This is a genomic window from Nakamurella alba (genome assembly GCF_009707545.1).
In the GTDB taxonomy this organism is placed as follows: domain Bacteria; phylum Actinomycetota; class Actinomycetes; order Mycobacteriales; family Nakamurellaceae; genus Nakamurella; species Nakamurella alba.
The window spans coordinates 383,231-409,348 of record NZ_WLYK01000005.1 but is presented as its reverse complement, the minus strand read 5'-3'; the positions used below and the strand labels follow the sequence as shown (position 1 = coordinate 409,348).

The 26,118-nt window shown below is 71.7% G+C and carries 29 protein-coding genes; 14 read left to right on the top strand and 15 right to left on the bottom strand.

Annotated elements, in window-relative coordinates; genetic code table 11:
- Positions 1–20: 20 nt before the first annotated feature.
- From GIS00_RS13925 to GIS00_RS13905, 5 genes are all read right to left on the bottom strand, one after another.
- Entirely contained in the window at positions 21–836 is an 816-nt protein-coding gene (locus tag GIS00_RS13925; protein ID WP_322097948.1) for an ABC transporter ATP-binding protein, read from the bottom strand.
- A complete protein-coding gene (locus GIS00_RS13920; protein ID WP_154769312.1) occupies positions 833–1,801 on the bottom strand; it encodes a FecCD family ABC transporter permease in 969 nt (322 codons plus the stop codon). Before GIS00_RS13920 ends, GIS00_RS13925 begins: the two co-directional genes overlap by 4 nt.
- An 89-nt stretch (positions 1,802–1,890) precedes the next feature.
- Positions 1,891–2,892: a FecCD family ABC transporter permease gene (locus tag GIS00_RS13915; protein WP_407666869.1), complete on the bottom strand. Its 1,002-nt coding sequence runs from the start codon at positions 2,890–2,892 to the stop codon at positions 1,891–1,893.
- Between the two features lie 68 nt (positions 2,893–2,960).
- Positions 2,961–4,112: an iron-siderophore ABC transporter substrate-binding protein gene (locus tag GIS00_RS13910; protein ID WP_154769013.1), complete on the bottom strand. Its 1,152-nt coding sequence runs from the start codon at positions 4,110–4,112 to the stop codon at positions 2,961–2,963.
- Positions 4,113–4,503: 391 nt separating this feature from the next.
- Positions 4,504–5,349 (bottom strand): helix-turn-helix transcriptional regulator, encoded by an 846-nt coding sequence (locus GIS00_RS13905; protein WP_154769012.1) that lies wholly within the window; start codon positions 5,347–5,349, stop codon positions 4,504–4,506.
- A 112-nt stretch (positions 5,350–5,461) separates the two neighbouring features.
- Between GIS00_RS13905 and GIS00_RS13900 the strand changes: the two genes are divergently transcribed.
- Entirely contained in the window at positions 5,462–6,145 is a 684-nt protein-coding gene (locus tag GIS00_RS13900) for an SDR family NAD(P)-dependent oxidoreductase (protein ID WP_196073275.1), read from the top strand.
- A 3-nt stretch (positions 6,146–6,148) separates the two neighbouring features.
- On the opposite strand, the gene GIS00_RS13895 is transcribed toward GIS00_RS13900, so the two are convergent.
- Together GIS00_RS13895 and GIS00_RS13890 are read right to left on the bottom strand one after the other, a co-directional pair.
- A complete protein-coding gene (locus GIS00_RS13895) occupies positions 6,149–6,535 on the bottom strand; it encodes a type II toxin-antitoxin system VapC family toxin (RefSeq protein ID WP_154769011.1) in 387 nt (128 codons plus the stop codon).
- Positions 6,532–6,783 carry a type II toxin-antitoxin system Phd/YefM family antitoxin gene (locus tag GIS00_RS13890; protein ID WP_154769010.1) on the bottom strand — a complete coding sequence of 84 codons (252 nt, stop codon included), beginning with the start codon at positions 6,781–6,783 and terminating at the stop codon, positions 6,532–6,534. The genes GIS00_RS13895 and GIS00_RS13890 overlap by 4 nt, the downstream gene beginning before the upstream one ends.
- A gap of 78 nt (positions 6,784–6,861) precedes the next feature.
- Here GIS00_RS13890 and GIS00_RS13885 point away from each other — a divergent pair, with 78 nt between their 5' ends.
- Positions 6,862–7,791, top strand: a complete 930-nt coding sequence (locus GIS00_RS13885) for a DMT family transporter (RefSeq protein WP_154769009.1) — start codon at positions 6,862–6,864, stop codon at positions 7,789–7,791.
- Between the two features lie 4 nt (positions 7,792–7,795).
- Here the strand turns inward: GIS00_RS13885 and GIS00_RS13880 are convergent, their stop codons facing one another.
- Positions 7,796–8,215 (bottom strand): DUF1810 domain-containing protein, encoded by a 420-nt coding sequence (locus GIS00_RS13880; RefSeq protein WP_322097945.1) that lies wholly within the window; start codon positions 8,213–8,215, stop codon positions 7,796–7,798.
- A 174-nt stretch (positions 8,216–8,389) separates the two neighbouring features.
- On the opposite strand from GIS00_RS13880, the gene GIS00_RS13875 reads away from it, so the two are divergent.
- Positions 8,390–8,677 carry a PLD nuclease N-terminal domain-containing protein gene (locus GIS00_RS13875; protein WP_230313542.1) on the top strand — a complete coding sequence of 96 codons (288 nt, stop codon included), beginning with the start codon at positions 8,390–8,392 and terminating at the stop codon, positions 8,675–8,677.
- Between the two features lie 72 nt (positions 8,678–8,749).
- Here GIS00_RS13875 and GIS00_RS28985 read toward each other — a convergent pair whose 3' ends face one another.
- Entirely contained in the window at positions 8,750–10,639 is a 1,890-nt protein-coding gene (locus GIS00_RS28985) for an ATP-binding protein (RefSeq protein WP_322097944.1), read from the bottom strand.
- A gap of 84 nt (positions 10,640–10,723) precedes the next feature.
- Here GIS00_RS28985 and GIS00_RS13865 point away from each other — a divergent pair, with 84 nt between their 5' ends.
- Positions 10,724–11,098, top strand: coding sequence for a response regulator (locus GIS00_RS13865; protein ID WP_154769008.1), 375 nt, complete (start codon positions 10,724–10,726; stop codon positions 11,096–11,098).
- 32 nt (positions 11,099–11,130) lie between these two features.
- On the opposite strand, the gene GIS00_RS13860 is transcribed toward GIS00_RS13865, so the two are convergent.
- On the bottom strand, positions 11,131–11,784 hold the full coding sequence (locus tag GIS00_RS13860; protein ID WP_154769007.1) for a response regulator: 654 nt from the start codon (positions 11,782–11,784) through the stop codon (positions 11,131–11,133).
- A gap of 211 nt (positions 11,785–11,995) precedes the next feature.
- Here GIS00_RS13860 and GIS00_RS13855 point away from each other — a divergent pair, with 211 nt between their 5' ends.
- Both GIS00_RS13855 and GIS00_RS13850 read left to right on the top strand, forming a co-directional pair.
- Positions 11,996–13,048 (top strand): cupin domain-containing protein, encoded by a 1,053-nt coding sequence (locus GIS00_RS13855; RefSeq protein ID WP_154769006.1) that lies wholly within the window; start codon positions 11,996–11,998, stop codon positions 13,046–13,048.
- A 75-nt stretch (positions 13,049–13,123) separates the two neighbouring features.
- A complete protein-coding gene (locus tag GIS00_RS13850; RefSeq protein WP_154769005.1) occupies positions 13,124–13,945 on the top strand; it encodes an alpha/beta fold hydrolase in 822 nt (273 codons plus the stop codon).
- Between the two features lie 115 nt (positions 13,946–14,060).
- On the opposite strand, the gene GIS00_RS13845 is transcribed toward GIS00_RS13850, so the two are convergent.
- Both GIS00_RS13845 and GIS00_RS13840 read right to left on the bottom strand, forming a co-directional pair.
- Positions 14,061–14,480, bottom strand: a complete 420-nt coding sequence (locus GIS00_RS13845) for a YybH family protein (protein WP_154769004.1) — start codon at positions 14,478–14,480, stop codon at positions 14,061–14,063.
- Between the two features lie 75 nt (positions 14,481–14,555).
- Positions 14,556–15,362, bottom strand: a complete 807-nt coding sequence (locus tag GIS00_RS13840; protein WP_196073274.1) for a hemerythrin domain-containing protein — start codon at positions 15,360–15,362, stop codon at positions 14,556–14,558.
- Between the two features lie 88 nt (positions 15,363–15,450).
- Here GIS00_RS13840 and GIS00_RS13835 point away from each other — a divergent pair, with 88 nt between their 5' ends.
- Entirely contained in the window at positions 15,451–16,494 is a 1,044-nt protein-coding gene (locus GIS00_RS13835) for a helix-turn-helix domain-containing protein (RefSeq protein ID WP_154769003.1), read from the top strand.
- A gap of 6 nt (positions 16,495–16,500) precedes the next feature.
- On the opposite strand, the gene GIS00_RS13830 is transcribed toward GIS00_RS13835, so the two are convergent.
- Positions 16,501–16,935 carry a MarR family winged helix-turn-helix transcriptional regulator gene (locus tag GIS00_RS13830; RefSeq protein ID WP_230313541.1) on the bottom strand — a complete coding sequence of 145 codons (435 nt, stop codon included), beginning with the start codon at positions 16,933–16,935 and terminating at the stop codon, positions 16,501–16,503.
- 76 nt (positions 16,936–17,011) lie between these two features.
- Here GIS00_RS13830 and GIS00_RS13825 point away from each other — a divergent pair, with 76 nt between their 5' ends.
- The 3 genes from GIS00_RS13825 (at position 17,012) to GIS00_RS13815 (ending at position 19,401) form a co-directional block, all read left to right on the top strand.
- A complete protein-coding gene (locus GIS00_RS13825) occupies positions 17,012–17,374 on the top strand; it encodes a VOC family protein (protein ID WP_154769001.1) in 363 nt (120 codons plus the stop codon).
- Between the two features lie 18 nt (positions 17,375–17,392).
- On the top strand, positions 17,393–18,250 hold the full coding sequence (locus GIS00_RS13820; protein ID WP_154769000.1) for a DNA-3-methyladenine glycosylase family protein: 858 nt from the start codon (positions 17,393–17,395) through the stop codon (positions 18,248–18,250).
- Positions 18,251–18,411: 161 nt separating this feature from the next.
- Complete coding sequence (locus tag GIS00_RS13815) at positions 18,412–19,401, top strand: Gfo/Idh/MocA family protein (protein ID WP_154768999.1); 990 nt, start codon at positions 18,412–18,414, stop codon at positions 19,399–19,401.
- A gap of 16 nt (positions 19,402–19,417) precedes the next feature.
- Here GIS00_RS13815 and GIS00_RS13810 read toward each other — a convergent pair whose 3' ends face one another.
- A complete protein-coding gene (locus tag GIS00_RS13810) occupies positions 19,418–20,494 on the bottom strand; it encodes a hypothetical protein (RefSeq protein ID WP_154768998.1) in 1,077 nt (358 codons plus the stop codon).
- Between the two features lie 281 nt (positions 20,495–20,775).
- Between GIS00_RS13810 and GIS00_RS13805 the strand changes: the two genes are divergently transcribed.
- The 4 genes from GIS00_RS13805 (at position 20,776) to GIS00_RS13790 (ending at position 25,283) form a co-directional block, all read left to right on the top strand.
- Entirely contained in the window at positions 20,776–20,967 is a 192-nt protein-coding gene (locus GIS00_RS13805; protein ID WP_154768997.1) for a hypothetical protein, read from the top strand.
- An 82-nt stretch (positions 20,968–21,049) separates the two neighbouring features.
- Positions 21,050–24,331: a BTAD domain-containing putative transcriptional regulator gene (locus tag GIS00_RS13800; protein ID WP_154768996.1), complete on the top strand. Its 3,282-nt coding sequence runs from the start codon at positions 21,050–21,052 to the stop codon at positions 24,329–24,331.
- A 92-nt stretch (positions 24,332–24,423) separates the two neighbouring features.
- Entirely contained in the window at positions 24,424–24,978 is a 555-nt protein-coding gene (locus tag GIS00_RS13795; protein WP_154768995.1) for a nitroreductase family protein, read from the top strand.
- Complete coding sequence (locus tag GIS00_RS13790) at positions 24,975–25,283, top strand: DUF6092 family protein (protein WP_154768994.1); 309 nt, start codon at positions 24,975–24,977, stop codon at positions 25,281–25,283. Before GIS00_RS13795 ends, GIS00_RS13790 begins: the two co-directional genes overlap by 4 nt.
- 3 nt (positions 25,284–25,286) lie before the next feature.
- On the opposite strand, the gene GIS00_RS13785 is transcribed toward GIS00_RS13790, so the two are convergent.
- Entirely contained in the window at positions 25,287–26,099 is an 813-nt protein-coding gene (locus GIS00_RS13785; RefSeq protein WP_407666868.1) for a helix-turn-helix transcriptional regulator, read from the bottom strand.
- Positions 26,100–26,118 lie beyond the last annotated feature (19 nt).

The window sequence follows — 26,118 nt, the reverse complement described above, 5'->3', positions numbered from 1 at the left end:
GACCTGAACTCATCGGCCGCTCAGGCGGTGACCGGCACGGTGACGTGGTGCCGGCCGATGGGCAGCATCAGCGGTTTGCCGGAGACCGGGTCGGGGATCACCTGGCTCTCCAGTCCGAACACCGCGCGCACGCAGTCGGCGGTGAGCACCTCGGCCGGGTCGCCGGCGGCGTGCAGGCCGCCATCGGCCAGGGCGATGAGCTGGTCGGCGTAGCGGGCGGCGAGGTTCAGGTCGTGCAGCACCATCACGATCGTCGTGCCGCGGGTGGCGTTGAGATCGGTGAGCAGGTCGAGGACCTCGATCTGATGGCTGACGTCGAGGAAGGTGGTCGGCTCGTCCAGCAGCAGCAGATCGGTGTGCTGGGCCAGCGCCATCGCGATCCAGACCCGTTGCCGCTGACCGCCGGACAGCTCGTCGACCGCCCGCTCGGCCAGCTCCGCGGTGTGCGTCGCTTCCAGCGCCTCGGCGACCGCGAGGTCGTCGTCCTTGCTCCAGCGGGACATGATCCCGTGGTGCGGGTGCCGGCCGCGGCCGACCAGGTCGGCGACGGTGATGCCCTCCGGTGCGATCGGCGACTGCGGCAGCAGGCCCATGGTGCGGGCCAGCTCCTTCGCCGGCATCCGGTGCACCTCCTTGCCGTCCAGCACCACCCGCCCGGCCTGCGGCGCCAGCAGGCGCGACATCGACCGCAGCAGCGTCGATTTCCCGCAGGCGTTGGCACCGACGATCGCGGTGACCCGGCCCGGCGGGATGCGGAGGTCGAGATGTTCGATGACGGACCGGTCGCCGTAGCCGACGGTCAGGTTCTCGATGGCCAGCGTGTGCTCGGTGGTCACAGGGACCCTCCCCCGCGGTTGGTGCGGATGATCAGGTAGACGAGGTAGGGCGCGCCCAGCACACCGGTGACGACGCCGACCGGGAAGCGGGTGCCGAGCAGGTACTGGCCGGCGAAGTCGGCGACCGACACCAGCAGCGCGCCGACCAGGGCGGCCGGGATCAGCAGGGACCGCCCGGTGCCGATGATCCGGGCGGCGATCGGACCGGACAGGAAGGCGACGAATGCGATCGGCCCGGCGGCGGCGGTGGCGAAGGCGATCAGCCCGACGGCGGCGACGATGACGGTCAGCCGGGTGCGGTCCAGCCGGACCCCGAGGGCGGCGGCGGTGTCGTCACCGAGCTGCAGCGCCGCCAGGTTCCGGGTGCGGCCAAGCAGCACCGGGCCGAGCACCAGCAGCGCGAGAAGCACCGGCACCACACGGTTCCAGCCGACTCCGTTGAGGCTGCCGGTCAGCCAGCGCAGCACCTCCGGCAGGTCCCACTGGCCGGCCTTGGTCAGCACGTAGTTGATGATGCTGTCGAGCATCGCCGCCATGCCGATGCCGATCAGGACCAGCCGGGTGCCGGCCACACCGCCCCGGTAGGACAGCAGGTAGACCAGCAGCGCCACCGCCAGCCCGGCCGCGATGGCCAGCACCGACACGGTCGGCCCGTCGAACCCGAGGATGACGATCGCGAACGCCGCTGCGGCGCTGGCGCCGGCGCTGATGCCGATGATGTCCGGACTGGCCAGCGGGTTGCGCAGCATGGTCTGGAAGGTGATACCGCCCAGCCCGAAACACATCCCGGCAATGACCGCCAGCACCGCCCGCGGCAGGCGGAGCCGGCCGACGGTGAAGTTCGCGTCCGGGACGTCCTGGCCGAGGATGATCCGGATGACGTCGGACGGCGGGTAGAAGGTCTTGCCGAACATCAGCGAGCAGGCGAAGGTCACCAGGATCAGCACCGACATCACGGTGATCATCACCCGGCGGCGCAGTCCGCGGCGGTGTCGGGACCGGGCGAGATCAGCCGCGGTGGCGGCGATCCGCTCCTCGGTGGGCAGGACGGCGGTCACAGCGCACGCACCTTCTGCCGACGGACGATCCAGATGAAGAACGGGGCACCGACGATCGCGGTGATGATGCCGACGTCGATCTCGGTGGGCGGGGTGAGCACCCGGCCGACGACGTCGGCGGCGGTCAGCAGTGCGGCGCCGCCGAGCGCCGAGAACGGCAGCAGCCAGCGGTGATCCACGCCGACCAGCAGCCGGCAGGCGTGCGGGACGACCAGCCCGACGAAGGCGATCGGACCGCACACAGCGGTCGCGGCGCCGCAGAGCACGACCGCACCGACCGAGGCCGCGGCGCGGGTCACCGCGACGCGCTCCCCCAGCCCGGCGGCCAGTTCGTCGCCGAGCGCCAGCGAGTTGAGCCCGCGCGAGGAGAGCAGGCAGACCACGAACCCGACGACCAGGAACGGCAGCACGGTGCCGATGCTCGCGAACGTGCCGCCGCCGACACCGCCGATCTGCCAGGACCGGATCCCGCCGGCGATGTCGCCACGGGGCAGGATCACCGCGGTCATGAACGACACCAGGGCGGCCGAGGTCGCCGCGCCGGCGAGCGCCAGCTTCAGCGGGGTGGGCCCACCACGGCCGAGAGATCCGACCGCGTAGACGAACACCGAGGTGACCGCCGCGCCGGCGATCGCCGTCCAGATGAACCCGGTGGAGGTGGACAGGCCGAAGAAGGCGATGCCGCACACCACGAACAGCGAGGCGCCGGTGTTGACGCCGAGGATGCCCGGGTCGGCCAGCGGGTTGCGGGTGACGCCCTGCATCACCGCACCCGCCACGCCCAGGGCCGCGCCGGCCAGCAGGGCCAGCAGGGTGCGCGGGATGCGCTTGGCGACCGCTCCCTGGCCGAAGCCGTCCCGGCCACCGCCGAACGCGGCGAAGATGTCCGACCACGGGACGCTGCGGGACCCGATGGTCACCGACAGCACCACGAGACCGAACACCACGCCCAGCATCACCAGCAGCCAGAGGGCGCGGAGCCGCCCCGCCCGCCGCAGGACTGCGGCGACCGGGGCGGCTGATGCGACCGTGGTGACGGTGGTGGCGGTCGTGTCCGACTGCTTGCTCACTGCTGCTTGGCAGCCGCTTCGTCGATCATCGCCAGGTAGTCGTCGAGCACGTAGGAGATGGACAGCGGGGTCGGGTTCGCCGCGGTCCCCAGCGGGTTGTTCTCCAGCAAAACGATCGAGTTGCTGGCCACGGCCGGGATCTGCGAGAGCAGCGCGTCGCCTTCGAGGGTGTCGACCAGCTCCTGGTCGCCGTAGGTCACGATGATGTCGACATCGGCGAAAGCGTCGGCCTGTTCGGCACTCTGGGTCAGCGCGAACTGGTCGGTGGTGGCCGAGGCGGTGGCGATGCTCTCCGGCGTGGTCAGTCCGAGGTCCTCGAAGAACTTCGCCCGGGTGTCGTGCGTGGTGTAGAAGCTGACCTGGCTCAGGTCGGTCGGATCCACGTGGGTCAGGAACATCGCCGACTTGCCGGCGATCTCCGGGTGCGCGGCCGCCGCATCGGCGATGTCACCCTCGAGCTCGGCGACCAGGGCCTCGCCCTCCGCCTGCATACCCATGGCGGTGCTGGAGATCTCGATCATCTCGCGCCACGGGGTGCCCCAGGCGGTCTCCGGGTAGGCGACGACCGGGGCGATCTCGCTGAGGGTGTCGTAGTCCTCCTGGGTCAGCCCGGAGTAGGACGCCAGGATCAGGTCAGGATCGGTGTCGGCGACACCCTCGAAGTCGATGCCATCGGTCTCGTCGAACAGCACCGGGGTCTCGGCGCCCAGCTCCTGCAGCTTCTCGTCGACCCACGGCAGCAGCCCGTCGCCGTCGTCGTCACCGAAGTTCGCGGCGGCCATGCCGACCGGGACGATGCCCAGCGCCAGCGGCACCTCGTGGTTGGCCCACTGGACCGTGGCGATGCGCTCCGGCTTCTCCTCGATCACGGTGGTACCGAGCGCGTGCTCGATGGTGATCGGGGTCCAGGCAGCGCCGCTCGCCGAGGAGCTGCCGGACACAGACGACTCGGCAGAACCGGCCGACGAGGAGGAGGCGGCCGACGTCGAGGTCGGGGCCTCGGACGTCGCTGCCGATTCCGACGTGGCCGCGGAGGTCGCGGCGGTGCTGGTGGTGGTCGAGCTCTCCGACGAGGAGGAGCAGGCCGTCAGGCCGAGGGTGAGGAGCGCTGCCGCGGAGAATGCGGCCAGTCCTTTCGCGCGGGACATGGTTCCCTTTCGTGTCGTTTCTGCGGTGCCGTCGGTGGTGCTGTCGTTCGCCCGGGCTCGTGGTGACCGGCCGGGTGCCGGCGCCGGTGCCCGACGCACTGCACGCTGCCGACCTGCCCGGATCGACTCACCACGGAGCAGGTAAGGCAAGCCTCACCGAAAGCTAGGGCAGGTCCGATTCGATTGCAACCGAGCACTTCGGACACTCTTGTGCGCAGATCGGACAGAAACGGCGTGATCAGCCGCGCGTGGGGCGGCAGGATGCACAGGCTCCGCTCATCCGGCGGGCATCGGGGCCGAGCAGAGGGAAAGCAAGGTCACACCGTGTGGGTGCTGCTCGGTCGGTGCTGCTCGCCGGCGTGGTCCGGGGGCAGCACAACGACTCGAGGTGTCAGCCGGTCAGCGCTTGCGTACCGAGAACGATCGCCAGGTCCAGCTTCTCCGCGTCCTCGGTGCCCGGTTCGGCGGTGTAGATCATGATGCGGAGGTCGTCGCCGGCCACCAGCAGGGTGTCGCAGTCCAGCGTGAGCTCGCCGACCGACGGGTGGGCGATCCGCTTGCGCCGGGCGGGCTCCGTCGGCGTGACCGGGTCCGCGCCGGCCCACAGCTCGGCGAACCGCGGACTCGCCGCGGTCAGGCCGTCGACGAGCCGGTGCAACCGGCGGTCGGCCGGGTAGCGGGAGACGGTGCGCCGCAGCTCGGCGACCTGCTGGGCGATCAGCGAGGCGAACTCGGCCTCCACGTGCACCACCCGGTTCCGCGGGCCGACCAGGTTGCGCCACACAGCGTTCCGCTCCGGGCCGCGCAGGGCGGAGGTTTCCCCCATCAACGCGTCGTACGGCGCGTTGGCCACGAGCAGGTCGAACGAGGCGTCGAACACGGCGACCGGCGTGTGGGCCAACCGGTCGAGCAGCCGCTGCACGCTGGCCGAGATCCGGGTGGGCACGATCCCCGGGCCGGGTGCCACGTGGCCGGCGAGTCGGAACAGCAGCTCCCGCTCCTGGTCGGGCAATCGCAACGCCCTGGCCAGGGCCTCGATCACTTGGGTCGACGGGGCCGTGGCGCGGCCCTGTTCGAGCCGGGTCAGGTAGTCGGTGGAGATGCCGGCGAGCCCGGCCAGTTCCTCGCGACGCAGTCCGGTCGCCCGGCGGCGGGTGCCGACCGGCAGGCCGACGGTCTGCGGCGCGACGCCCTCGCGGCGGCGCCGGACCATGTTGCCGAACTCCCAGGAACCCATCCGACCAGTGTGGACCCGTCGTGCCGCACCGGGCCGCGTGACGGTGGCCCTGCTGGTCCCATGACAACCGGGCTGCTGGCAGTCGGCGCGGCGGCGGCCGACGGTGGACGACATGACCACCACATTGATCACCGGGGCCAACAAGGGCCTCGGCAAGGAAACCGCCCGCCAGCTCGTCGCTCTCGGGCACACCGTCTGGATCGGCGCCCGGGACGAGGCACGCGGCCGGGCCGCGGCCGACGAGCTCGGTGCCCGGTTCGTGCAGCTCGACGTCACCGACGACGACTCCGTCTCCGCTGCACTGGATCTCGTCGACAAGGAGGGCGGGCTGGACGTACTGGTCAACAACGCCGGCATCGCGCTGTGGGCACTGAACGGACCCGAGGCGCTGCAGGTGTTCGACACCAACGCCGTCGGCGTCGTCCGGGTCACCGAGGCCGCGCTGCCGGTGCTGCGGCGATCGGCGAACCCGGTCGTCGTGAACATCTCCAGCGCGCTCGGCTCTTTCGCCGCCAACCACGACCCGGCCAAGCCCGCCTCGCACGTGTCGGCGATCGTCTACGGCGCCAGCAAGTCGGCGGTGTCGATGCTGACGGTGCAGTACGCGCGCGCCGTGCCGGAGGTGAAGTTCAACGCCGTCGAGCCGGGCTACACCGACACCGGACTCGGCGGCATGGACAACAGCGCCGGCCGCCCGGTGGAGGTGAGCGCCGGGTCGGTCGTGCAGCTGGCCGTCATCGGACCGGACGGTCCGACCGGCACCTTCACCGAGGACGGCCTCACCCTCGGCTGGTGAGGTTCACGAAGGTGCGATGACCTCGAGGCCGGCCCGGTCTGCGGCTTCTCCGAGTCTCCCGTCGTAGGTGACGACCGCGCGCACTCCGAGCCTGATCGCTCCGACCAGATGGAGCGCGTCGAGAGTCCGCAGCAGCGGTGACCCGACAGTCCCCGCTTCGCGGAACATGCTGGGCGGTACGTCGTGCAGCACCACCGCATCGAGGATCTCGGTGACAGCGCTCTGGGGAAGCCCGAGACGAAGTGCGAACCGACGGAGCTCGGCCTCCAGCAGATGAATGGCCACGAACTCCACATCAGCGCCATCCGACCACAGCGCCAGCGCCTGCGATTCCGCTTCGTTCACCAGCAACTTCGCAGCTGCGGATGTGTCGAGGTAATAGGTCGTCATCGCTCGGATCGGAGTTCGTCGAGAACGTCGGAGGTATCGATCGCAATCTCGAATCGTCGAAGGCGGGCGAAACCGCCCTTCCTGACCGCTGGGCGGGTGACTCGAAGGTCGGCGGCGGTGTCGTCGACCGGGACGACCCTCGCAACCGGATGGCCGTTGTTCGTCACGACGAACGACTCCCCGGATGCAACAGCGCGAAGCACCTCCCCGCTGCGATTGCGCAGGTCACGCTGACTGATCGACTCCATGAACCGACCGTAGCACGCGTAGCACACGATGGCGCCGCGGTGCGTTCCTGGAGCCCGCTCGATCTAGAGTGGTCGCCGATGTCTGTCACCGGAGAACGTGTGCGGCTCCGGGAGCGGCTCGGCCGGCGCGCCGGGCCGTTGGCGGCGGTTGCGCTGGTGGTGACGTGGAGCTCCGGGTTCGTCGGGGCGGAGCTCGCACACCGCGCCGGAGCAGCACCGCTCACCGTGCTCGGCTGGCGGTTCGCCCTGCTGGCCGTCCTGCTGCTGACCGTGGCCGCGGTCCTGCGCAAACCGCTGCCCACCTCGTGGCGGGCCTGGGGCCGACAGACGCTGCTGGCGGTGCTCAGCCAGGTCGGCTACCTGTTCCTGGTGTTCGAGGGCGTCACGCAGGGCGTGCACGGCGGGACGACGTCGTTGATCGCCGCCCTGCAGCCGCTGCTGGTGGCCACGGTGGCCGGCCGGCTGCTGGGTGAGCGGTCGACGCCGCTGATGTGGCTGGGCATGCTGCTCGGCCTGGGTGGCGTGGCGCTGGCCGTCTCCGGGGATCTGCAGCAGACCGGCACCCCGCTCTGGGCCTACGCGCTGCCGACCGCCGGCATGCTCTGCCTGGCGATCGGCACCGTGCTGACCCGGCGGCTGGACCCGCCGGAGGACCTGTTCCCGACCATCACGATGCAGGCGGTCATCACCGGGGTGATCCTGTTCGTCGCGGCCGCGTTCGCCGGTCAGGTCGCACCGCCGGCCGGCGGGCTGTTCTGGGTCGCCGTCGGCTGGCTGCTCGCGCTGGCCAGCCTCGGCGGGTACGTCATGTACGTCTTCGTGAACCGCACCCAGGGTGCGACCGTGGTCAGCACGCTGCTCTACCTGACCCCGCCGACCACGATGCTCTGGGTGTTCCTGATGTTCGGCGAGCCGATCAGCGTGCTGGGCCTGGTCGGGCTCGCGGTCAGCGCAGTGGGCGTGGTGCTGGTGCTGCGCAGCCGACCGGCCGTGCGCGGGAGCAGTTGACCGGTCAGCGGAGCAGCTGATCCGTCGCCGGGTCGGGCTCACCGTCGAAGTACTTCTCCAGGATCCCGGTGAACTCCGGTCGGTCCGGCGCCGCGCGGTGGAACAGGGTCGCGCACGACCGCAGCTTGACCGCGTCGATGCCGCCGAGAACATCTGTTGCCGTGACGTTCTCGAGGTCGAGCAGGATCCCGCAGCACTCCGCCAGCCGCGGGCCGAGCACCGGGTGGTCCAGGTACTCCCTCGCCTCGGCGAGCGACCCGATCGCGTACCGCTGCGACATCGCGCTCATCCCCAGCCCGGCGAGCTGCGGGAAGACGAACCACATCCAGTGACTTCGCTTGTCGCCGGCGCGCAGCTCGGCGACCGCTCGGAAGTACGTGCCGCCGGCGCCCTGGGCGGTGACGAAACGTTCGAGGTCGGTCACGCCGGTCCGGTGCCCGCCCGGGGATCGGGCAACCGTCGCCGGCGGGTGCGACTTTCGTCGGATCCGGGCGGGCCGGGGTCGGGACCTTCCGTCGATGTGCCGGGTGGGGGTCGGGCGGCAGAGTTCTTCTCAGCAGCCGGACACCCCGCCCGGCACCGTCGAAAGGCAGTTCCGATGACCACCGTTCTCGCCGCCCCCACCTTCACCGCTGCCTCCGTCTCGGGCGGCATCGCCACCGTCGCAGTCATCGGGATGGTGGTCGTCGGGCTGGCCCTGCTGGCCCTGTTCATCGCCGCAGCGGCCTCGGTCCTCGGGTCCGACCGGCTGACCGGCACCGGCAAGCTGCTCTGGATCGTCGGGATCTTCGTCTTCCCGTTCCTCGGCCCGCTCGCCTGGTTCTTCGTCGGCCGCAAGGGCAGCCCGCAGATCTACCGGCCGGTGCACTACGGCCCGGCTGCCTGATCGAGGCGAAACCCGTTGCAGCGTCCTGCACCCCGTGAGCTGCCGCTCACGGGGTGCAGGGCGTTGTGGGGATCAGCGGCCGGTGTCCGCCCCGCGTTGCAGGGGAATCCGGGCGGTCACGGTGGTGCCTCGCTCCGGCGGACTCTCGACCTGCAGCCCGCCCGACAGCGCCTCGACCCTGTCCTTCAGCCCGATGAGGCCCGAGCCCTCGGAGCCGGCCCGCGCGCCGCCGACCCCGTCGTCGGCGATCCGGATCCGCAACACCTCGTCCTCGATCCGCAGACCGACCTCGATCTCCGTCGCGGCGGCATGTTTCGCGGCGTTGGTCAGCGACTCGGCGATCACGTAATAGGCGGCCACCTCGATCGACTCCGGCAGCCGGGGCACGTCCGGCAGGTCCAGGACGACGGCAACCGTCGACCTCCGCGCCAGCGTCCGGACCGCCGGCGCGAGCCCGCCACGAGACAGCACCGCCGGATGCAGGCCGCGGGACAGCTCCTGCAGATCGGAGTGCAGATCGCCCAGTCCGTCGACTGCGGTGTGCAGCATCTCCCGCAGCTCCGGGTCGGTCACGGCCGCTTCCACTGCGCGCAGTTCCAGCCCGAGTGCGACGAGCCGCTGCTGCGCACCATCGTGCAGGTCCCTTTCGAAGCCCCGGCGGGCGTGGTCCGCGGCGGCGACGATGCGGGCCCGGGACGCGGTGAGTTCGGCCCGGGTCTCGGCGTTGCCGATCGCCGTTGCCACCAGGTCGGCGAAATCGGCGACCTGCTCCTCGGTCCCGGCCGGCATGGGACCGACGGCACCGATGATCAGTGCGCCGCGGACGGTCCCGTCGACCACGACCGGGGCGCCGACCCCGGACCGCAGCCCGAACGACAGCAGGTGCGATGCGATCTCGCCCGCGGCGAGGGCGTAGTCGTCGACCCGGGCCGGCCGTCCCGTCCGCAGCACCTGGGCGACGACGCTGTCGCCGTCGACGACCAGGTCGGCCCCGGGCCCGAAGTGCGCCCGTCCGGACGGATCGCAGGTCGCCAGCACGACGCACCGTTCCGGCCCGGTGTAGCCGACCAGGGTCGCGTGCTCCGCACGCAGTCCGAACCCCAACTGACGGACCACCTCCGGGTACACCTGTGCCGGTGCGGCGCCGCCGGCGACCAGCGTTGCGACATGCCGCAGGGCGGTCTGTTGATCGGCGAGGGCAGCCACCCGGGCGTGGCCCGCCTCGATGTCCCGCCTGGCCTCCCGCATCTCGTCCTCGCCGGCGCGGGCCGCGGCCAGGAGCGCCTCCACGCCGGGCACCATCCGGCGGACCCGGCGCCGGGCGGCCCGGTCCAGGTCGGCCGGGACCAGCAGGGTGCCGATGCGCAGTCCGCCGTCGGCCAGGGGGATCGCCTGCCGTGCCGGGCCGCCGGCACCGTCGACCGTCCCGAGGGTGATCCGGGCGAAGGGCAGTCCGAGGACCTCCGCCATCCGCTGCCCGGCCGCCTCCAGAGCAGTGGGCAGGGCGTCGGCCCGGAGCATCACCCGGGCCAACTCGGCGGACAGGTCCGCCTCCCGTCGACGTTGCTCGGCCTCCTCGGCCCGCAACCGGGCCTGCCCGGCGAGCAGGTTGACCAACAACGCCAGCACCAGGAAGACGAACAACGCCGGCGCGAGGCCGTCGCTGCCGTCCTCGATGTGGAAGAGCACGTAGACCACCGCGCTGACCACCGACATGCCCAGTGCCAGAAGGAATCCCCAGCCGGCCGAGACGACCAGCACACCGAGCAGGAAGACCGCGCCGAACGAGTCACCGACGACCCGTTGCAGCGCGATCACCACCACCGTCTCGATGCCCAGCAGCATCGCGCCGACCAGGATGCCCCAGGCGGCCGGGCGGGCCACCGGGCGCAGGAACAGAGCGAGCAGCCTGGCCCGCCGCGCCGACCAGAGCCCTTCCGGGTCGGCCTGGTAGTCGTCCACCAGGTGATCGTAGGAAGCCACCGGGTGGAGGACATTGCAGCTGGCTTCAATGTCCTCCACCTGCCGCCCTGGCAGGCTGGAGCGATGGATCAGGAGCACGAGGACGTGCGCTGTCTGGTCGTCGACGACAGCGCCGCCTTCCGTGATGCCGTCCGGACCATGCTGGCGCGGGACGGTATCTCGGTGATCGGCACGGCGGACTGCGGCGACGACGCGCTCGCCCGGTACGCGGAGCTCGCCCCGGACCTGGTGCTGGTGGACGTGGACCTCGGCGCGGAAAGCGGCTTCGACGTCGTCCTCCGGTTGCAGGCCGCCGGCGCGGCCATGGACCGGGTGGTGCTCACCTCGACCCATGCCGAGGTCGACCTCGCCGAGCTCGTCGAGCAGAGCCCGGCCCGCGGGTTCCTCCCGAAGTTCGCGCTCTCCGGATCGCGGCTGCGCGCGCTGGTCGGCGACTGAAGGCCGTTCGCGGGTCGGACTGGTGCTGCGGGTCAGCGGTTCTCGAGATACAGGATGACCGCACGCACCCGTCGGTGGTCGTCGGCGGTCTCGCTGAGGCCGAGCTTGGTCAGAATGCTCCGGACGTGCTTCTCGACCGTGCCTTCGGCGACGAAGATCCGCCGGCCGATGCCTGCGTTGGACAGCCCCTGGGCCATCAGTTCCAACACCTCGCGCTCCCGCGCGCTGAGCGCCGCCAGCGGGTCGTCGCGCCGCCGGGCCGACAGCAGCTCCTGCACCAGGGCCGGGTCCACCACCGAGGCACCGTGGGCGACCCGGCGCACCGTGTCGACGAAGTCGTCGACGTCGGTCACCCGGTTCTTCAGCAGAAAACCGATGGCCCGGCCCTCGGCGAGCAACTCGACGGCATGCTCCACGTCGACGTGGGCGGACAGCACGAGGATGGCGATGTCCGGCAGCCCGGCCCGCAGTTCGCGGGCGGCGTCCAGACCCTCGGTGTCGAAGTGCGGGGGCATCCGGATGTCCACCAGGACCAGGTCCGGCTGCAGATCCCTTGCCAGCGAGAGCAACTCGACCGCGTCGCCGGCCCGTCCGACCACCTGCATCCCGGACCGTTCCAGCAGCCCGGACAGGCCTTCCCGCAACAGCACGTCGTCGTCGGCCACGACGACACGCAACCCGCCCATGCCGTCCCTTCCGACCGCAGACCCGTTCGCCAGCAGTCTCGCACGGCAGGTCCGCAGCCGGGTTACCCGCTGGCCGGTACCCGGGAACCCGGTCAGCACCGCCGTGGAATGGCGGGCAGTCAGGGCGACACACCGACCCCTGCGGAGCAGGCTCAGGTCATCGGATCTGACGCGGCGGGCCGGGCCCGCCATCGAGAACGGGAGCCCGACCATGACCACGACGACCACCCCCGCTGTCCATGCCACTTCGCTGCTGCGCGGCGAGACCGTGGTCGACTCCGAGCTCGGGTCCATCCACCGGCTGACGGCCGACACGTTCCCCGTGCTGTCGGGGATGTCGGTGAAACGTCTGGTGCTCCGACCCGGCGCGATGCGGACGCCGCACTGGCACGCGAACGCCAACGAACTCACCTACTGCCTCTCCGGGACGGCACTGGTCTCCGTCCTGAACACCGGGAGCAGCTTCTCCAGCTTCGTGGTGTCCGCCGGGGACATGTTCCACATCGATTCCGGCTCCCTGCACCACATCGAGAACATCGGTGAGGAGCCGGCCGAGTTCATCGTCTGTTTCCGGAGCGAACGACCTGAGGACTTCGGTCTGGACGCCGCCCTGGGCGCGATGACCGACGCCGTCCTGGGCAACACGTACGACCTGCCGGCCGCCGATCTCGCGGCGATCCGGCGGAGCACGACCAGCCGCCCGCTGCTCGCGCGGGACGGTGCACCTCGCATCCCGGACACCGCGCTGTTCGACGACCCGCACAAGTTCTCGGTGGAGGCACAGCTGCCACCGATCGCGGCTGCGGTCGGATCCGCGCGGTTGGCCCGGGTGCAGTACTGGCCCGCTCTCAAGGACCTGTCGATGTACTCCCTGCGGATCCGGGAGGACGGCATGCGGGAGCCGCACTGGCACCCGGTGACCGCCGAGATGGGATACGTGCACCAGGGTTCGGCCCGGATGACCGTGATGGACCCGGACGGCACGCTGGACACCTGGACGCTGCAGGCCGGTGACGTCTACTTCGTGCCGCGGGCCTACCCGCACCACATCGAGGTGGTCGATTCCCCCGACCTGCACTTCGCGATCTTCTTCGACCAGCCGACGCCGGCCGACATCGGCTACCGGGCTGCCGCGAGTGCCTACAGCCGGGAGGTGCTGGCCGCCACCTTCGGCACCCACCTGGACGACCTTCCGTCGTTCCCGTTCACGCCGGTCGACCCGCTGATCGTGCAGCGGATCAACCCGGTCGACCCGGTCCGCTGACCCCCACCACACCGGGTGCGACCGACCCCCGGTCGCGCCGACCCACACCCACCCCACCCCTCGAAGGGACATGCCATGCCGTACATCACCGCAGCAGACGGAGCACAGATCCACTACCGTGACTGGGGCACCGGGCAGCCCGTCGTCTTCAGCCACGGCTGGCCGCTCAGCGGCAACGCCTGGGACACCGAGATGAAGCTGGTGGCGGACAACGGATTCCGCGCCATCGCCCACGACCGCCGCGGCCACGGGCTGTCGGAGCAGACCTGGTCCGGTAACGACATGGACACTTACGCCGCCGATCTCGCCGCACTGATCGAGACCCTGGACCTGCACGACGTGATCCTGGTCGGCCACTCCACCGGCGGCGGAGAGGTCGTCCGGTACGCCGCCCGGCACGGCGCCGGCCGGGTGTCGAAGATCGTCACCGCCGGCGCGGTGCCCCCGGTGATGGTGCAGTCGGAGTCCAACCCGGAGGGCCTGCCGATCGATGTGTTCGACGGCATCCGGGCGGGTGTGCTCGCCGACCGGTCGCAGTTCTACCAGGACCTCTCCGCGGCGTTCTTCGGCACCAACCGCGAGGGCTCGACCATCTCGCAGGGCGCCCGGGACGAGTTCTGGCGGCAGGGGATGCTGGTCGGGCTGAAGGCGGCCTACGACTGCGTGAAGGCCTTCTCCGAGACCGACTTCACCGAGGATCTCAAGGCCCTCACCGTCCCGATGCTCGTCGCCCACGGCGACGACGACCAGATCGTGCCGATCGCCGACGCCGCGGAAAAGACCGTGACCCTGGTACCGACCGCCACCCTCAAGGTCTACCCCGGTGCCCCGCACGGCATCGCCGGCCCGTACCAGGAGGCCTTCGACGCCGACCTGCTGGCGTTCATCCGGTCCTGATCCGGGCGACACCCGTGGCAAGGTACTGCACCCCGTGAGCAAGGGCTCACGGGGTGCAGGACGTTCCGGGGTTGTCAGCGGCGTCAGCGGGCGCCGGGGGACTTGCACTTCGGCATCACGACGCACCACCGAAGGGGTGGTCGATGACGTAGCGCCAGCTGCCGTCGGGACCGCGGCGGGCCACCTCGGCGGTGACGCCGGACAGCGGCACCGGGTTGCCGTCGGCGTCGTGGCCGCCGTGCATCTCGAAGGCGATGCTGCTCATCACCAGGTCGCCCTCGACCAGCCAGTGGCGCGGGGTGAAATGCAGGGTGCCGCCGAGGCCGAGGAACCAGGTGAGGGCGGCGCGGATGGCCTGGAGGCCGCGGACCGGTTCGGCGCCGGGTCCGGGCACCAGGACGGCGTCCGGCTCGTACATCGACATCAGGGCGTCCAGGTCGCCGGCGTTGAAGGCGTCGGCCCAGAGCCGGTTGAGCAGGTGTGGTTCGGTGGAGACGTCCGCCGGGCCGACGGGGGTGACAACGGTGATGGACATGGCTTTCTCTCTCTCGTTCAGGGGTGTGGTCGGTCGGGTCGTGCGGGATGAGGTCAGGGGTTCGGGACGAGCGGGTCAGGGGTGAGCGGTGCCGTGCACCTGGCGGGCGCGGCGGCGGTAGGCGCGGGGTGCCAGCCGCGGGACGAGCACCCTGGCCGGCGGCGGCGCCTCGCGGAGCATGTCGCGCAGCACGGCGGGATCGCCTTCGTAGGCGAACATCCCGAACACCAGCAGCAGCGCGCTCTTCGGCACCGAGGCCGCACCGGCCGCGCCGACGGCTCGCCATTCCGCCTCGGTGAGATGGGCGGCGGCCAGCGGCAGCAGGGTGCGCTCCTCGGCGTCGAGATGCTCTGCCAGTAGTACATGCAGCTGCTCCAGCGCCTCGGCCAGCACGGCGCCGTCCTGACCCGTCGCCGTGGCCCGGAAGTCGCGGCGGGCGTCGGCGACCCGGTCCAGTGCGGCGTCGATCGCCGCGTGCTGGTCCTCGGCGGCGTCGAGCCGCTGCACCACCGACGCCGGCAGCCGCTCACGCAGCGGCGGCCAGAGCAGTTCGTCCTCGCCGGTGTGGTGGTGGTGCAGCAGGTCGCAGAGCAGGGCCAGGTGGCGTTCCACCGTCGCGGCCTGCTTCCGGTCGCCGTCGGCGACCCGGCGTACCGCGGCCGGCGCCAGCCTGAACTCGCGCAGCATCGCGGTGTGCACGACGATCATGTCGCGGACGTCGACAAGTGGCGCGTCCGTGCTGCTCTTTGCGGAAGACGGGGCGGGAGCCACTGCGCTGCCGGGGTTGTCGCAGATCCACCGGCCGAGTTCGTGGTGCCACCAGCAGTGCCGGTCGTGATGGTGGTGGGCGCCGGGATCGAGGTGAGGGAGGAGGTTCGTCATGCCGATGAGCCTGCGATCGGTGATCGACGCGGACCATCCCAACATTCTGGGGTTTCTCCGGACAACCGGCGGGTCCATAGTGATCGGCATGAAGGTGACCACCAGGCGGCCGCTCGACGAGATCCTCGTCCGCGAGCTCGCTCCGGACGCGGACCGGAATGATGTCGCGGATGCGGTCTATGCCGTGATCCGGCAACGGGTCCCGTTCGACTTCGCCTGCCTGGCGACGACGGATCCGGCCACCGGCCTGGTCACCTGGGCGTCGAAGACCCGTGATCTCGGAGTGGGCGACGAGGAGTTCTCGGCCCAGGAGTACGGCCCGCCGGATGTGAACCGGTTCGTGGAGATCGCGCAGCGGGCCGTGCCGGTCGGCGTGCTCTCGGTCGACACCGACGGACACCCGGAGCGCTGCCGCCGGCACCGCGAGTTCAACCACCTGCGGTTCGGGTTCACCGACGAGATCCGGGTGGTGTTCCGGAGCCGGGGCGTGGCATGGGGGGCGATCGGCCTGTACCGCGGGCCGGGCGACCCGCCGTTCACCGCGAAGGATGGCGCCGAAGTGGTCGCCCTGGAAGTGGTGGTCGCAGAAGCGCTGCAGCGCAGCATGTTCCGTCCCGGAGCCCGGCAGGTGCTGCGGTCGGGCGGCGAGGGCCCGGCTGTGTTGATCATCGACGCGCAGGACCGGGTCACCCAGCTCACCCCGGCGGCCGCCGATGCGATCGAGCAGTTGGGCGGGTACGACCACGGCTCACCGCCGGCCAACATCCTGGCCGTCGTCGCCCACACCCGCACCAGCGGCGCCCCGACCGACAGCCGCACCCAGGTCGGCCACGGTTGGTGGCTGAGCCTGCGGGCCGCACCGTTGTCCGGGCCGCCGGGCGGCAACGACGTGGTGGTCACCATCGAGCCGACCCCGCACACCGACCTGAGCCGACTGACCCTCGCGGCGCACGGGCTGACCACCCGCGAGGAGGACGTCACGCTGCTGGTGCTGCAGGGCGCCAGCACGCGGGCGATCGCCACGTCACTGCACCTGTCGCCGCACACCGTGCAGGACCACCTCAAGAAGATCTTCGGCAAACTCGGGGTGAACAGCCGACGGGACCTCGCCGCGCTGTTGACCGGCGGCTGACTGCCCTCAGACCAGGGCCTGCGCGCAGCGCGTGAGATCACCGAGCAACCGCTGCTGCTCGGGCCCGCTCAGCGGCCCGAGCATGCGTTTCTCCACCCCCCGGACGGCCGCGCTGGCCGCGGCCAGCGCCCGCCCGCCGGCCGGTGTGAGTTCGGTGGGCAGGGCCCGGCCGGTCTCCGCGACCTCCGGCCGGGACAGCAGGCCGCGGTCCTGCAGTCCGCGCAGCACCAGGTTCATCGACTGCCGGGTGACGAACGCGGCCCGGGCCAGGTCGGCGTTCGACATACCCGGCTGCTGCTTCAGCAGTTCCAGGCAGACGTACTGCGACACCGTGAGATCGAGCGGGCGCAGGACCTCGTCCATCGCCGCGCGCAGCCGGCTCGCCACCTGCTTCAGCACGTAGCCGACCGACTGCGCGACCGGGCCCACCGTCTCCGTCATGTCAACATGCTGACACATGGTGGTAGTGTCAGGGTGCTGACATAGGGCAGCAACCCTTCGACAAGAGGAACCAGCCATGACCGTCACCGGACCGGACTTCATCTCCCTGCAGGTGCGTGACCTGCAGCGATCCGCCGACTTCTACGAGCAGCAACTGGGCCTGACCCGGACGCCCGCCGCCCCGCCCGGAGCGGTCGTGTTCACCACCACCCCGGCGTTCGCCGTGCGGGAGACCACGCCCGGCGTCGATCTCGACGCCGACGGTGCGCGTCCCGGGCTCGGTGTTGCGCTGTGGCTGGCCTGCGATGACGCCCAGCAGTTGCACGACTCGATGGCCGCGGCCGGCGTGACCATCACCGTGCCGCCCTTCGACGGCCCGTTCGGCCGTACCTTCACGTTCACCGATCCCGACGGCTACGCCGTCACCGTGCACGACTGACCCGCCCGGGAGGTTCGCATGTCCCGCCACCACGTCACCCTCGACGTCGTCGGGCCCTGGTCGCTGGAGACCAGCCGGACGTTCTGGAAGGGCTTCCTGCCGGCCGCGCTACCGCCGGGCGAGCAGCAGGACACGTCGATCAGCACCGTCTTCCGGGTGGATGCCGACTGGTCGGCCGCGTCGGCGGTGGTCCACCAGCAGGGGACGCGGGCGGCGATCGTGGTGACCGGCGACGGCGACCTGGACGCCGCGGCGGCGCAGGTGGCGCGGTTCCTGTCGCTGGACATCGACGGCACCGCCTGGCCGGACGTCGCCGACCGAGATCCGGTGATCCGGAGAGCGCAGGCCGAACTACCGGGCCTGCGGCCATGCGGTTTCCACTCGCCGTACGAGGCCGCCGCGTGGGCGGTGCTGTCCCAGCGGATCCGGATCCGGCAGGCGGCGGTGCTGCGGGCCGGGGTGATCGAGCGGCACGGCGACGGCGGTGCGTTCCCGTCGCCGGCGAGACTGCGCGGGCTCGACCTGGATCTGCCCGGACGCAAGACCGAGTACCTGCACGCCGTGGCGGAGGCGGCGCTGGACGGCCGGCTGGACGGGGCGGCCCTGCGCGACGCCGACCCGGACACCGCGGCACGGGACCTGTTGTCCATCAAGGGTATCGGTCCGTTCGCGGCGGAACTGGTGGTGCTCCGCGGCGCCAACCACCCGGACGGTGTGCCGCACCACGAGGGGCGGCTGGAGGCCGAGGTCGAGGAGCAGTACGGACCGGGCCGGACCGTCGACGAGGTGTCGGAGAACTGGCGGCCGTTCCGGACCTGGGCCGCGGTGCACCTGCGGGCACTGCGCGAACAGCGCACCGGGGAGATCTTCGGCTGACGTGCGTGCCGGTGCGGCGGGCCGGTCTCGCGGACTCCCGGCGAAGGACCCACCTGGAACGATCCAACCCGCACCCTTGACCCGCCGGGATCGTGGCGACATACTCACCACCGCAGCACTTGGAACGATCCAAGTCGCCAACGTGCAGAGGAGCCGCCGCGATGACGCCACCCCTCCGGATCGGCATCCTCGGAGCCGCCCGCATCGCCGACGACGGGATCGTGCAGCCGGCCGGGGTGCTGGGTCATGCACTCACCGCGGTGGCGGCACGGGACCGCTCCCGGGCCGAGACCTTCGCCGCCGAGCGGGATGTCCGCACCGTCCACGACTCCTACGCGGAGGTGATCGCCGACCCGGACGTCGACCTGGTCTACGACGCGCTGGTCAACTCCTTGCACGAGGAGTGGAACATCGCGGCGCTCCGGGCCGGCAAGCACGTGCTGTCGGAGAAGCCGCTGACCAGCAACGCGGAGCAGACCCGGCGGGTGTGCGCACTCGCCGCGGAGTCCCCCGGCCGGCTCTTCGAGGGCTTCCACTACCTGCACCACCCGGTGAACCACGCCCTGCGCGATGCGGTGACCTCCGGGCGGCTGGGCTCGATCCGGCACGTCGAGATCGTGCTGGCGATCCCCGGTCCGCCGGACTCCGACCCGCGGTGGTCCCTGGAGCTGGCCGGTGGCGCCACCATGGACCTGGGCTGCTACGTGCTCAGTGCCGCACGGGCTTTCGGATCATGGATCGGTGGCGACCCGGTGCTGGGCGCGGTCGAGGTGACACTGAAGGGTCCGGACATGGACGCGGCCATGGAGGTCGACGTCAGCTATCCGGGCGGCATCACCGGCCGGCTGGTCTGGGACATGAACGCCGCGGACCGGACGATGACCTGGACCGTGAGCGGCACCGACGGTACCGCCGTGTCGCCGGCGTTCGCGGTCCCGCACCTGGACAACCGGTTGCTGCTGAGTGGGCCGGCCGGCAGCAGCGAGCAGCCGCACGGTGACCTGACGTCGTACACCTACCAGTTGCAGGCGGTGGCCGAGACCATCCGCACCGGAGCACCTTTCGCCTTCACCGCCGCCGACTCGATCGCCACCGCCGAGCTGATCGACGAGTGCTACGCGAAGGCGGGCCTGCCCCGGCGCGGAGTCTGAACCTGCGGCAGCGCTGTCAGAGGACCCGGAACCCGACAACCCCGGTGGTGGCGTCGAAGAGGTAGTCGGTGGCGCTGAGCGCGAACCGGCTGATGTTCATGAACGCTCCGCCGTCCCGGGCGAGCAGGTCGTGGCCCCAGGACACCTCGGTCGGTGCGCCGGGGCCGCCGACGGTGAAGTCGTAGATCGTCGTGTCGTCGAGATCCGGCACAGTGACGGAGATCTGCTGCCCCTTCGCCACCTCGTCGCGGCCGATCGAGGACGTCCCGTCGAGCGGCGGCTGCACGCCGTCCTCCGTCTGCACGATCGCGTAGGGCAGCCCGGTGTCCAGCAGCAGGGTGCCGCACTGCGGCGGCACCGACCCGGCCACCGCGATGCAGGTGGTGGGCGCACGCCAGTCGTCGCCGGCCTGGGTCAGCGGCACCGTGGCGAAACCCGAGCGGGAGGTGTCGTCGACGCCGAGGGTCAACAGGCCGCTGCCGATCGAGTAGCCGGCGTCCAGGGTCCCCGCATCCATCTGCTCCAGGTGCAGGAACGGGTTGATGCCCGGGCCGGCCTGGGACTCGACCGCCTCGGTGCCGTCCTGCTCGCGGTCGAAACCGACACCCAGCATGGCGACCTCGGGATCGTCGGTGCACTGCTGCTGCCGGTTGCACATCCGGTCGACGGCGCGGACCAGGATCTGCGACGTCCGAGCCGTCGGTCCGGCGCTGTCCACGGTCGAGGAGAACTCCAGAGTGGCCAGCACCCACTCGCCGTCGTAGGAGTTGCCGCTGGAGGAATAGGTGAAGCCGGTGAACGACTGCTGCGGGTCCGGCACCGTGTAGTCCTCACCCAGATAGCTGCGGGAGATCACCACACCGTTCGATCCGGTGTCGGTCAGCATGGTGATCACCGGGCCGCCGGACACCGACGCCCCGATCCGGATCCCGTTCTGCAGCCAGTCGTCGGCGAGCCGGAAGGAGATGGCGGGCACCGCGGAACCGTCGTCGGCGGCGTCGGAGATCGCGGGGGCCGCCTGCGGTGCGCCGGCACACCCGGCGACGACGATCGCACCGGCGAGCAGCGACAAGATGCGGCGTGACCGGGACAACGACGACTCTCCATCACTTCGGGGGAGGCGCCACGGACGCTGCGCCGTGGGCAGTCTCGCCCGCCACCCGCCCGGCGGCCAGCCCTCCGGGGGAATGCCACCCGGACGTGCGGATCCTGCCGCCGGCCGTCACCCCGCGTCACCGGAACCGACCGTCCGGCTGCCACGCAAGCGTCACGCAAGGGGCGGGCAAGCGCGCCGGGTCACGCTGGTCCGGACGTGCCATCCAGCCGATGCCCGCCGATCCGACGGGTCCGACGGCCGGCGACGAAGGAGAACCGGTGGAACCCCACCCCGCGCCCGACCCCGGGCCCGCACTGACCGCTGCCGAGCGCATCGCCATCGCGCTGGGCACCGCCCCCGCGCCGGTACCGGCCGCGACTGCCGAACACCCCGCCCGCTCAGGGTGCCCGGTCGATCCCGCGGACCGGGTCGACCTCGTGGATCCGGTGGACCTCGATCCGTCGGGCTGACCGCACCTGCCGGCGCCACCACCGGTGGCCGACCGGTCCACCGCGATAGATTCCGACCGACCGGCGCACCCGAGGAGGCAGCATGTCGCCCGCAGCGGAGTGGCCGGGTATCAGCTTCGAGGTGCTCGGTCCCCTGCGCGCGCTGCGGTCCGGGCGCACCCTGGAACTCGGTCCGGCACGCCGGCGGACCACCCTGGCCGCCCTGCTGGTCGACGCCGGACACGTGGTGCCGATCGACACCCTCGTCGACCGGATCTGGGACGGGGCGCCGCCCGCCAACCCGTTGACCACGGTCCACGCCTACGTCTCCCGGTTGCGGTCCGGGCTGCGCGGGTCCGGATCGCCCGACGACACCCGGCCGGGCCCGCTGGAAACCGTCGCACCCGGCTACCGGTTGTCGGTACCGACAAACGCGGTCGACGCGGCCCGGTTCGCCCGCCTGGTCACGGAGGCCGATACATCCTTCCGGGCAGGAGATCTCGGGCCGGCGGAGCAGGCCCTCGCCGCGGCCGGAGCGCTCTGGCGGGACGAACCGTACGCCGACATCCCCTCTGCCTTCGCCCGGAACGAAGCGACCCGGCTCACCGGGTTGTACGGCCGGCTGGAGGAGATCGGCATCGACGTCGACCTGGCCCGCGGGCGGCACGCACTGCTGGTGGAGCGACTCCGGACGATGGTGGCCGCCGACCCGCTGCGCGAGGGGATCCAGGCCGCGCTGATGCTCGCGCTCTACCGCAGTGGGCGGCAGGCGGATGCGTTGACCGTCTTCCAGTCGGTCCGGGGCCTGCTCGCGGACGAACTCGGTGCCGACCCGTCGAGGCAGCTCCAGACGCTGCACGAGCGGATCCTGCGCCAGGACACCGATCTCGACCTGCCGGCCGGCGCGGTCACGGCCGGCCCCCGGGCGGTGACCGCCCCGGCTGCACCACCGGAACAAGCGCCGGCCGACCGTACGGAGCAGGCGTCGTCGACCCGGTTGATCGGGCGCGAGCGGGAGCTGGCACGGGTCCGCGAGATCCTGGACAGCAGCGGGGCCGCACCGTATCCCGCGGTGGTCGCGGTGACCGGCGAGGCCGGCATCGGCAAGACCCGGCTGCTGGACGAGCTGGCCGGGACCGCCGATCCCGGGATCGTCGTGGCATGGGGTCGCAGCTGGGACCACGAGGGCGTCCCGCCGCTCTGGCCGTGGGTCGAGGTGCTGCGGGAGATCGCCCGCGGCGTCGGCGAGGACGTGGTCGCCGCGGCCGTGGCCGGACGGGGCTCGGCCGTACTCGCCCTCGACCCGGACCTGGTATCCGGCCCGGCGCCGGGATCGCGGATGCCGCAGGGGACCATCGAGGATTCCGAGGTCCGGATGTTCGACGGGATCCTGCACTTCCTGGGTGCGGTCACGGACCGGCGGAAGGTACTGGTGCTGCTGGAGGACGTGCACTGGGCGGATCCCGCGACCCGGCGCTTCACCGAGTACGCCGTCACCCACCGCCTCGCTTCCGGGCTCGCCCTGGTGCTGACGGCCCGCGCGCAGTCCGACGACGGCGGACCCGGTGGTGCGGAGCTGCTCGCCGCCCTCGCCCGCACCGGGCGGGTGCACCGGCTCGACCTGCCCGGCCTGCGCCCGGACGCTGTCCGCGACTACGTCACCGACCGCACCGGGACGGTCCTGGACCACGCCACCACCGATGCCCTGGCCGAGCGCACCGGCGGCAACCCGTTCTTCGTCGGTGAGATCGTCCGGCTGCTGGTCACCGACCGGGATGCCGGCGGCGCCGGTGCTGACGAGGGGGTCACCACCGAGGTTCCGGACAGCATCCGCGGGGTGATCCTGCGGCGGGTCGAGCGCCTGCCCGCCGACGAGAAGACCGTGCTGCGCGCCGCGGCGGTGGTCGGGCGGACCTTCGACCCGGATCTGCTCCGCGACATCACCGACCTGGACGAGGAAACGATCGACGAGGCGGTCGACCGGGCGACGGCCTCGGGGCTCCTCGGGTCGGAGCCCGGTGCGCCGGGGCGGCACCGCTTCCACCATGCACTGGTCCAGCAGACGCTCCTGGAGGACATCGGGCCGGCCCGACGGCGGCGCTGGCATGCCCGGACCGCCGCCGCGCTGCTCGCCCGGACGGGCGGGGACACGGTCGCCGGCGCCGATCGGATCGTGCACCACCTCGCGGCCTCCGGGAGCGAGGACGAACTGCTGCAGGCGGCGCGGCTCTGCATCGCGGCGTCGGACGCCGCGCACCGGCGCGGCCACTACTCCGGGGCCGAGCAGCTGCTGGTCACCGCTGTCGATCTCACGGCCCGGCTGGAGGGCGAGGCCGGCGACCGTGTGGAAATGGCTGCCAGGACCCGGCTCTCGTCGCTCTACGCGTTGTCCTACCACGCCGGCTTCCCCGGTTTCGTGGCCCAGCGGGACCGGATGACCGCGCTGGTCCGCCGGCTCGGCAACGACCGTGACCTGCTGGCCGGACTGCAGAATGCCTTCGCCGCAGCGTTCTTCACCTGTGACTTCGTCGAGGCGGCGGCGCTGGCGCAGGAGATGATCTCCCGCGGGCTTGCCGCCGGCGACGACCTGATGACGCTCGGCGGCGAGTTCGCCCGGGGTCTGTGCGCCCTGCAGATCGGGCGGCCGGACGAGGCGATCGACGCTCTCGGCACCGCGCGGGACCTGGCGCGGCGACTCGACGAGGAGGTCCCCGTCGGGATGATCACCGTGCCGGTGGAGGCCATCGGGCCGTGGCGGCTGGCCGCCTTCGCTCTCGCCGGTCGGTGGTCCGAGGCCGGGCCCGACCTGGCCGACATCCCCGTGTTGTTGCGGACTCCGGAACCGGCGGCGCGGGCGAACATCGAGGGAGTGCTCGGCGTCGCGCACGCATTCCGCGGTGATGTGCCGGCCGCGCTGCGCCACGGCCGGGCGGCGGTGCGGATCGCCGACGAGGTCGGGCTCGGCCCGATCCTGAGCTACCTCGGCATCGTGGCGGAATGGGCCACAGCCCGGATCGAGGGCGGGACCGGGCGGATGCGGGAGATCGTCGACCTGCTGCCGGAGCAACAGTTCGTGGTGATGCGGTCGCACCATGTCGGTCTGTACGCGGATCTGTTGGTGCGCAGTGGATCCGACGACCACCTCGCCGAGGCGACGACCCGGCTCGATGACGCCATCGCGGAGTCCGCGCGGTCCGGGAACTCGCTGTGGGACGCCGAACTGCACCGGTTGCGTGCCCGGGCGCGGGAGCTGTCCGGTCGGCCGGTGGCCGACGTGGTCGCGGACCTGGAGCAGGCGGTCGCGATCGCGCGGGCCCAGTCGGCACGCGACCTGCTCGCGAAGGCGCAGGACGACCTCGAGCGGGCCGTGCTGCGCGCACGGTGATCGTTCTCGCACCGGGCTGCGCGCACGGCCCGGCCGTGTCCCGGTCGCCTAGGGTGACCGGGACCGACCCGATCCGTGCCGCGAGGAGCCCCATGACGCCACCGACCCCGGTCGATGTCATCACCACGATGCGCCGCCGCCGGATGCACCGCGAGTTCGAGGACCGGCCGGTGCCGCGGGAGGTGCTCAACGTGATGGCCTGGGGTGCGGTGCGCGCGCAGCAGGCCCGCCCCGGGGTGCGACACGTCGTGGTCGTCGACGACCCGGCGAAGATGCGTGCGGCCCGGCAGGTGCTGCCCGGGTTCATCAACAACGCGCCGGCCATGATCGCCCTGTGCACGGACGTCGACCGGGCCCTGGAGGCCCTGGGACCCCGTGGTGTGGAACATGTCTCACGGCTGGACGCGGGCGCTGCGGCCGCCTACCTGGCGTTGATCGGGCAGACCGTCGGCATCGGTGTCTGCACGGTCACCAGTTGGGCCGACGGCATCGCCGCCGAGCTGCTGGGGCTGCCCGACCACATCCGCCCGGACGTGACCGTGGCCGTCGGGTTCGTCCCCCCGCGCACCCCGGCCGCGGTGAAGAGCCTGAAGTACTCGGTCTGGTCCAACGAGTTCGGCACCCCCATGGAGGTCACCCGCCCGTGAGCGAGCAGCCCACCCTCGAGCAGGAGCTCTTCGAGGTCATCGTCTACCTCGTCTCCAGCTCCGTCACCTCGATGACCGAGACTCCCGAACTGGCCACCTTCCGGATGATCGACGCCGCCGAGCGCCTGATGGCGATCAGCACCTCCCGGCTGCCCGACGACTTCCTCACCGCCGCCCGCGCCGACTGGGAGGCGCACAAGATGCTCGTCGTCTCCGACCAGCCGGAGTACCTGCGCTGGCTCGACGGCTACGCCCGGTCCTTCGTCCGCAAGACCCTGGAGCTGGCCGCGGCGCCGGGAGCCTGACGCCTACTGCGTGCGGAACCGGCCGGGGCTCATCCCGGTGGTCCTGCGGAAGGCCGTGCTGAAGGCGCTGGAAGAGCCGAAGCCCACGCTGCGGGCGACATCCTCGATGTCCTCGCCCTGCGCGAGCAGCACGATGGCGTGCCGGCACCGGGCCATGCCGACCCACTGACCGAAGCCCAGACCGGTCTCCGCGTGGAAGGCGCGGGTGATGGTGCGGGTGCTCACCCCGAGCCGGGACGCCCAGCCGGCGAGGGTGGTGTCGTCGGCAGGACGGTCGGCGACCGTCTGCACGATCGGCGCCAGCAGCGGGGCGGTCGGCACGTGCAGCAGCAACTCGCGCGGCGCCGGCGTGAGCACGTCGATCACCATGGTCTCGGTGATCGCCCGTGACTCGTCGGACAGTTCCTCGCTGGTGAGACGGTCCAGCAGCAGACGCAGCAGCGGGGTGATGCCGACCGCGACCGGCCCGTCGGCGATCGCCGGCGCCCGGTCGATGTGCAGCAGCGCGGCGCGGAGCAGGGTGCCGGCCGGCGTCCAGCCGGAGTGCCGCACCCCGGCGGGGATCCAGAGTCCGATGGTCCGGGTGATGGTCCAGGTCCGCGGGCCGACGGTGGCCGACGACGATCCGCGCTCGTTCCACAGCAGCTCGTGGGTGGGGTGCGAGTGTTCGGCCCAGGAGGTGTTCCGGGCCATCTCCTCCTGCGACCCGGCGATGACGAACGGCACCTCGACGCCGCCGGCCTCGTAGACCGGCAGCTCGCGGTGCTCGGCCGGTCCGGCGCCACCGGCGACCGCCGGACGGCGCCGGGCGCGCACCCGGTCCGGGGCGGTCTGC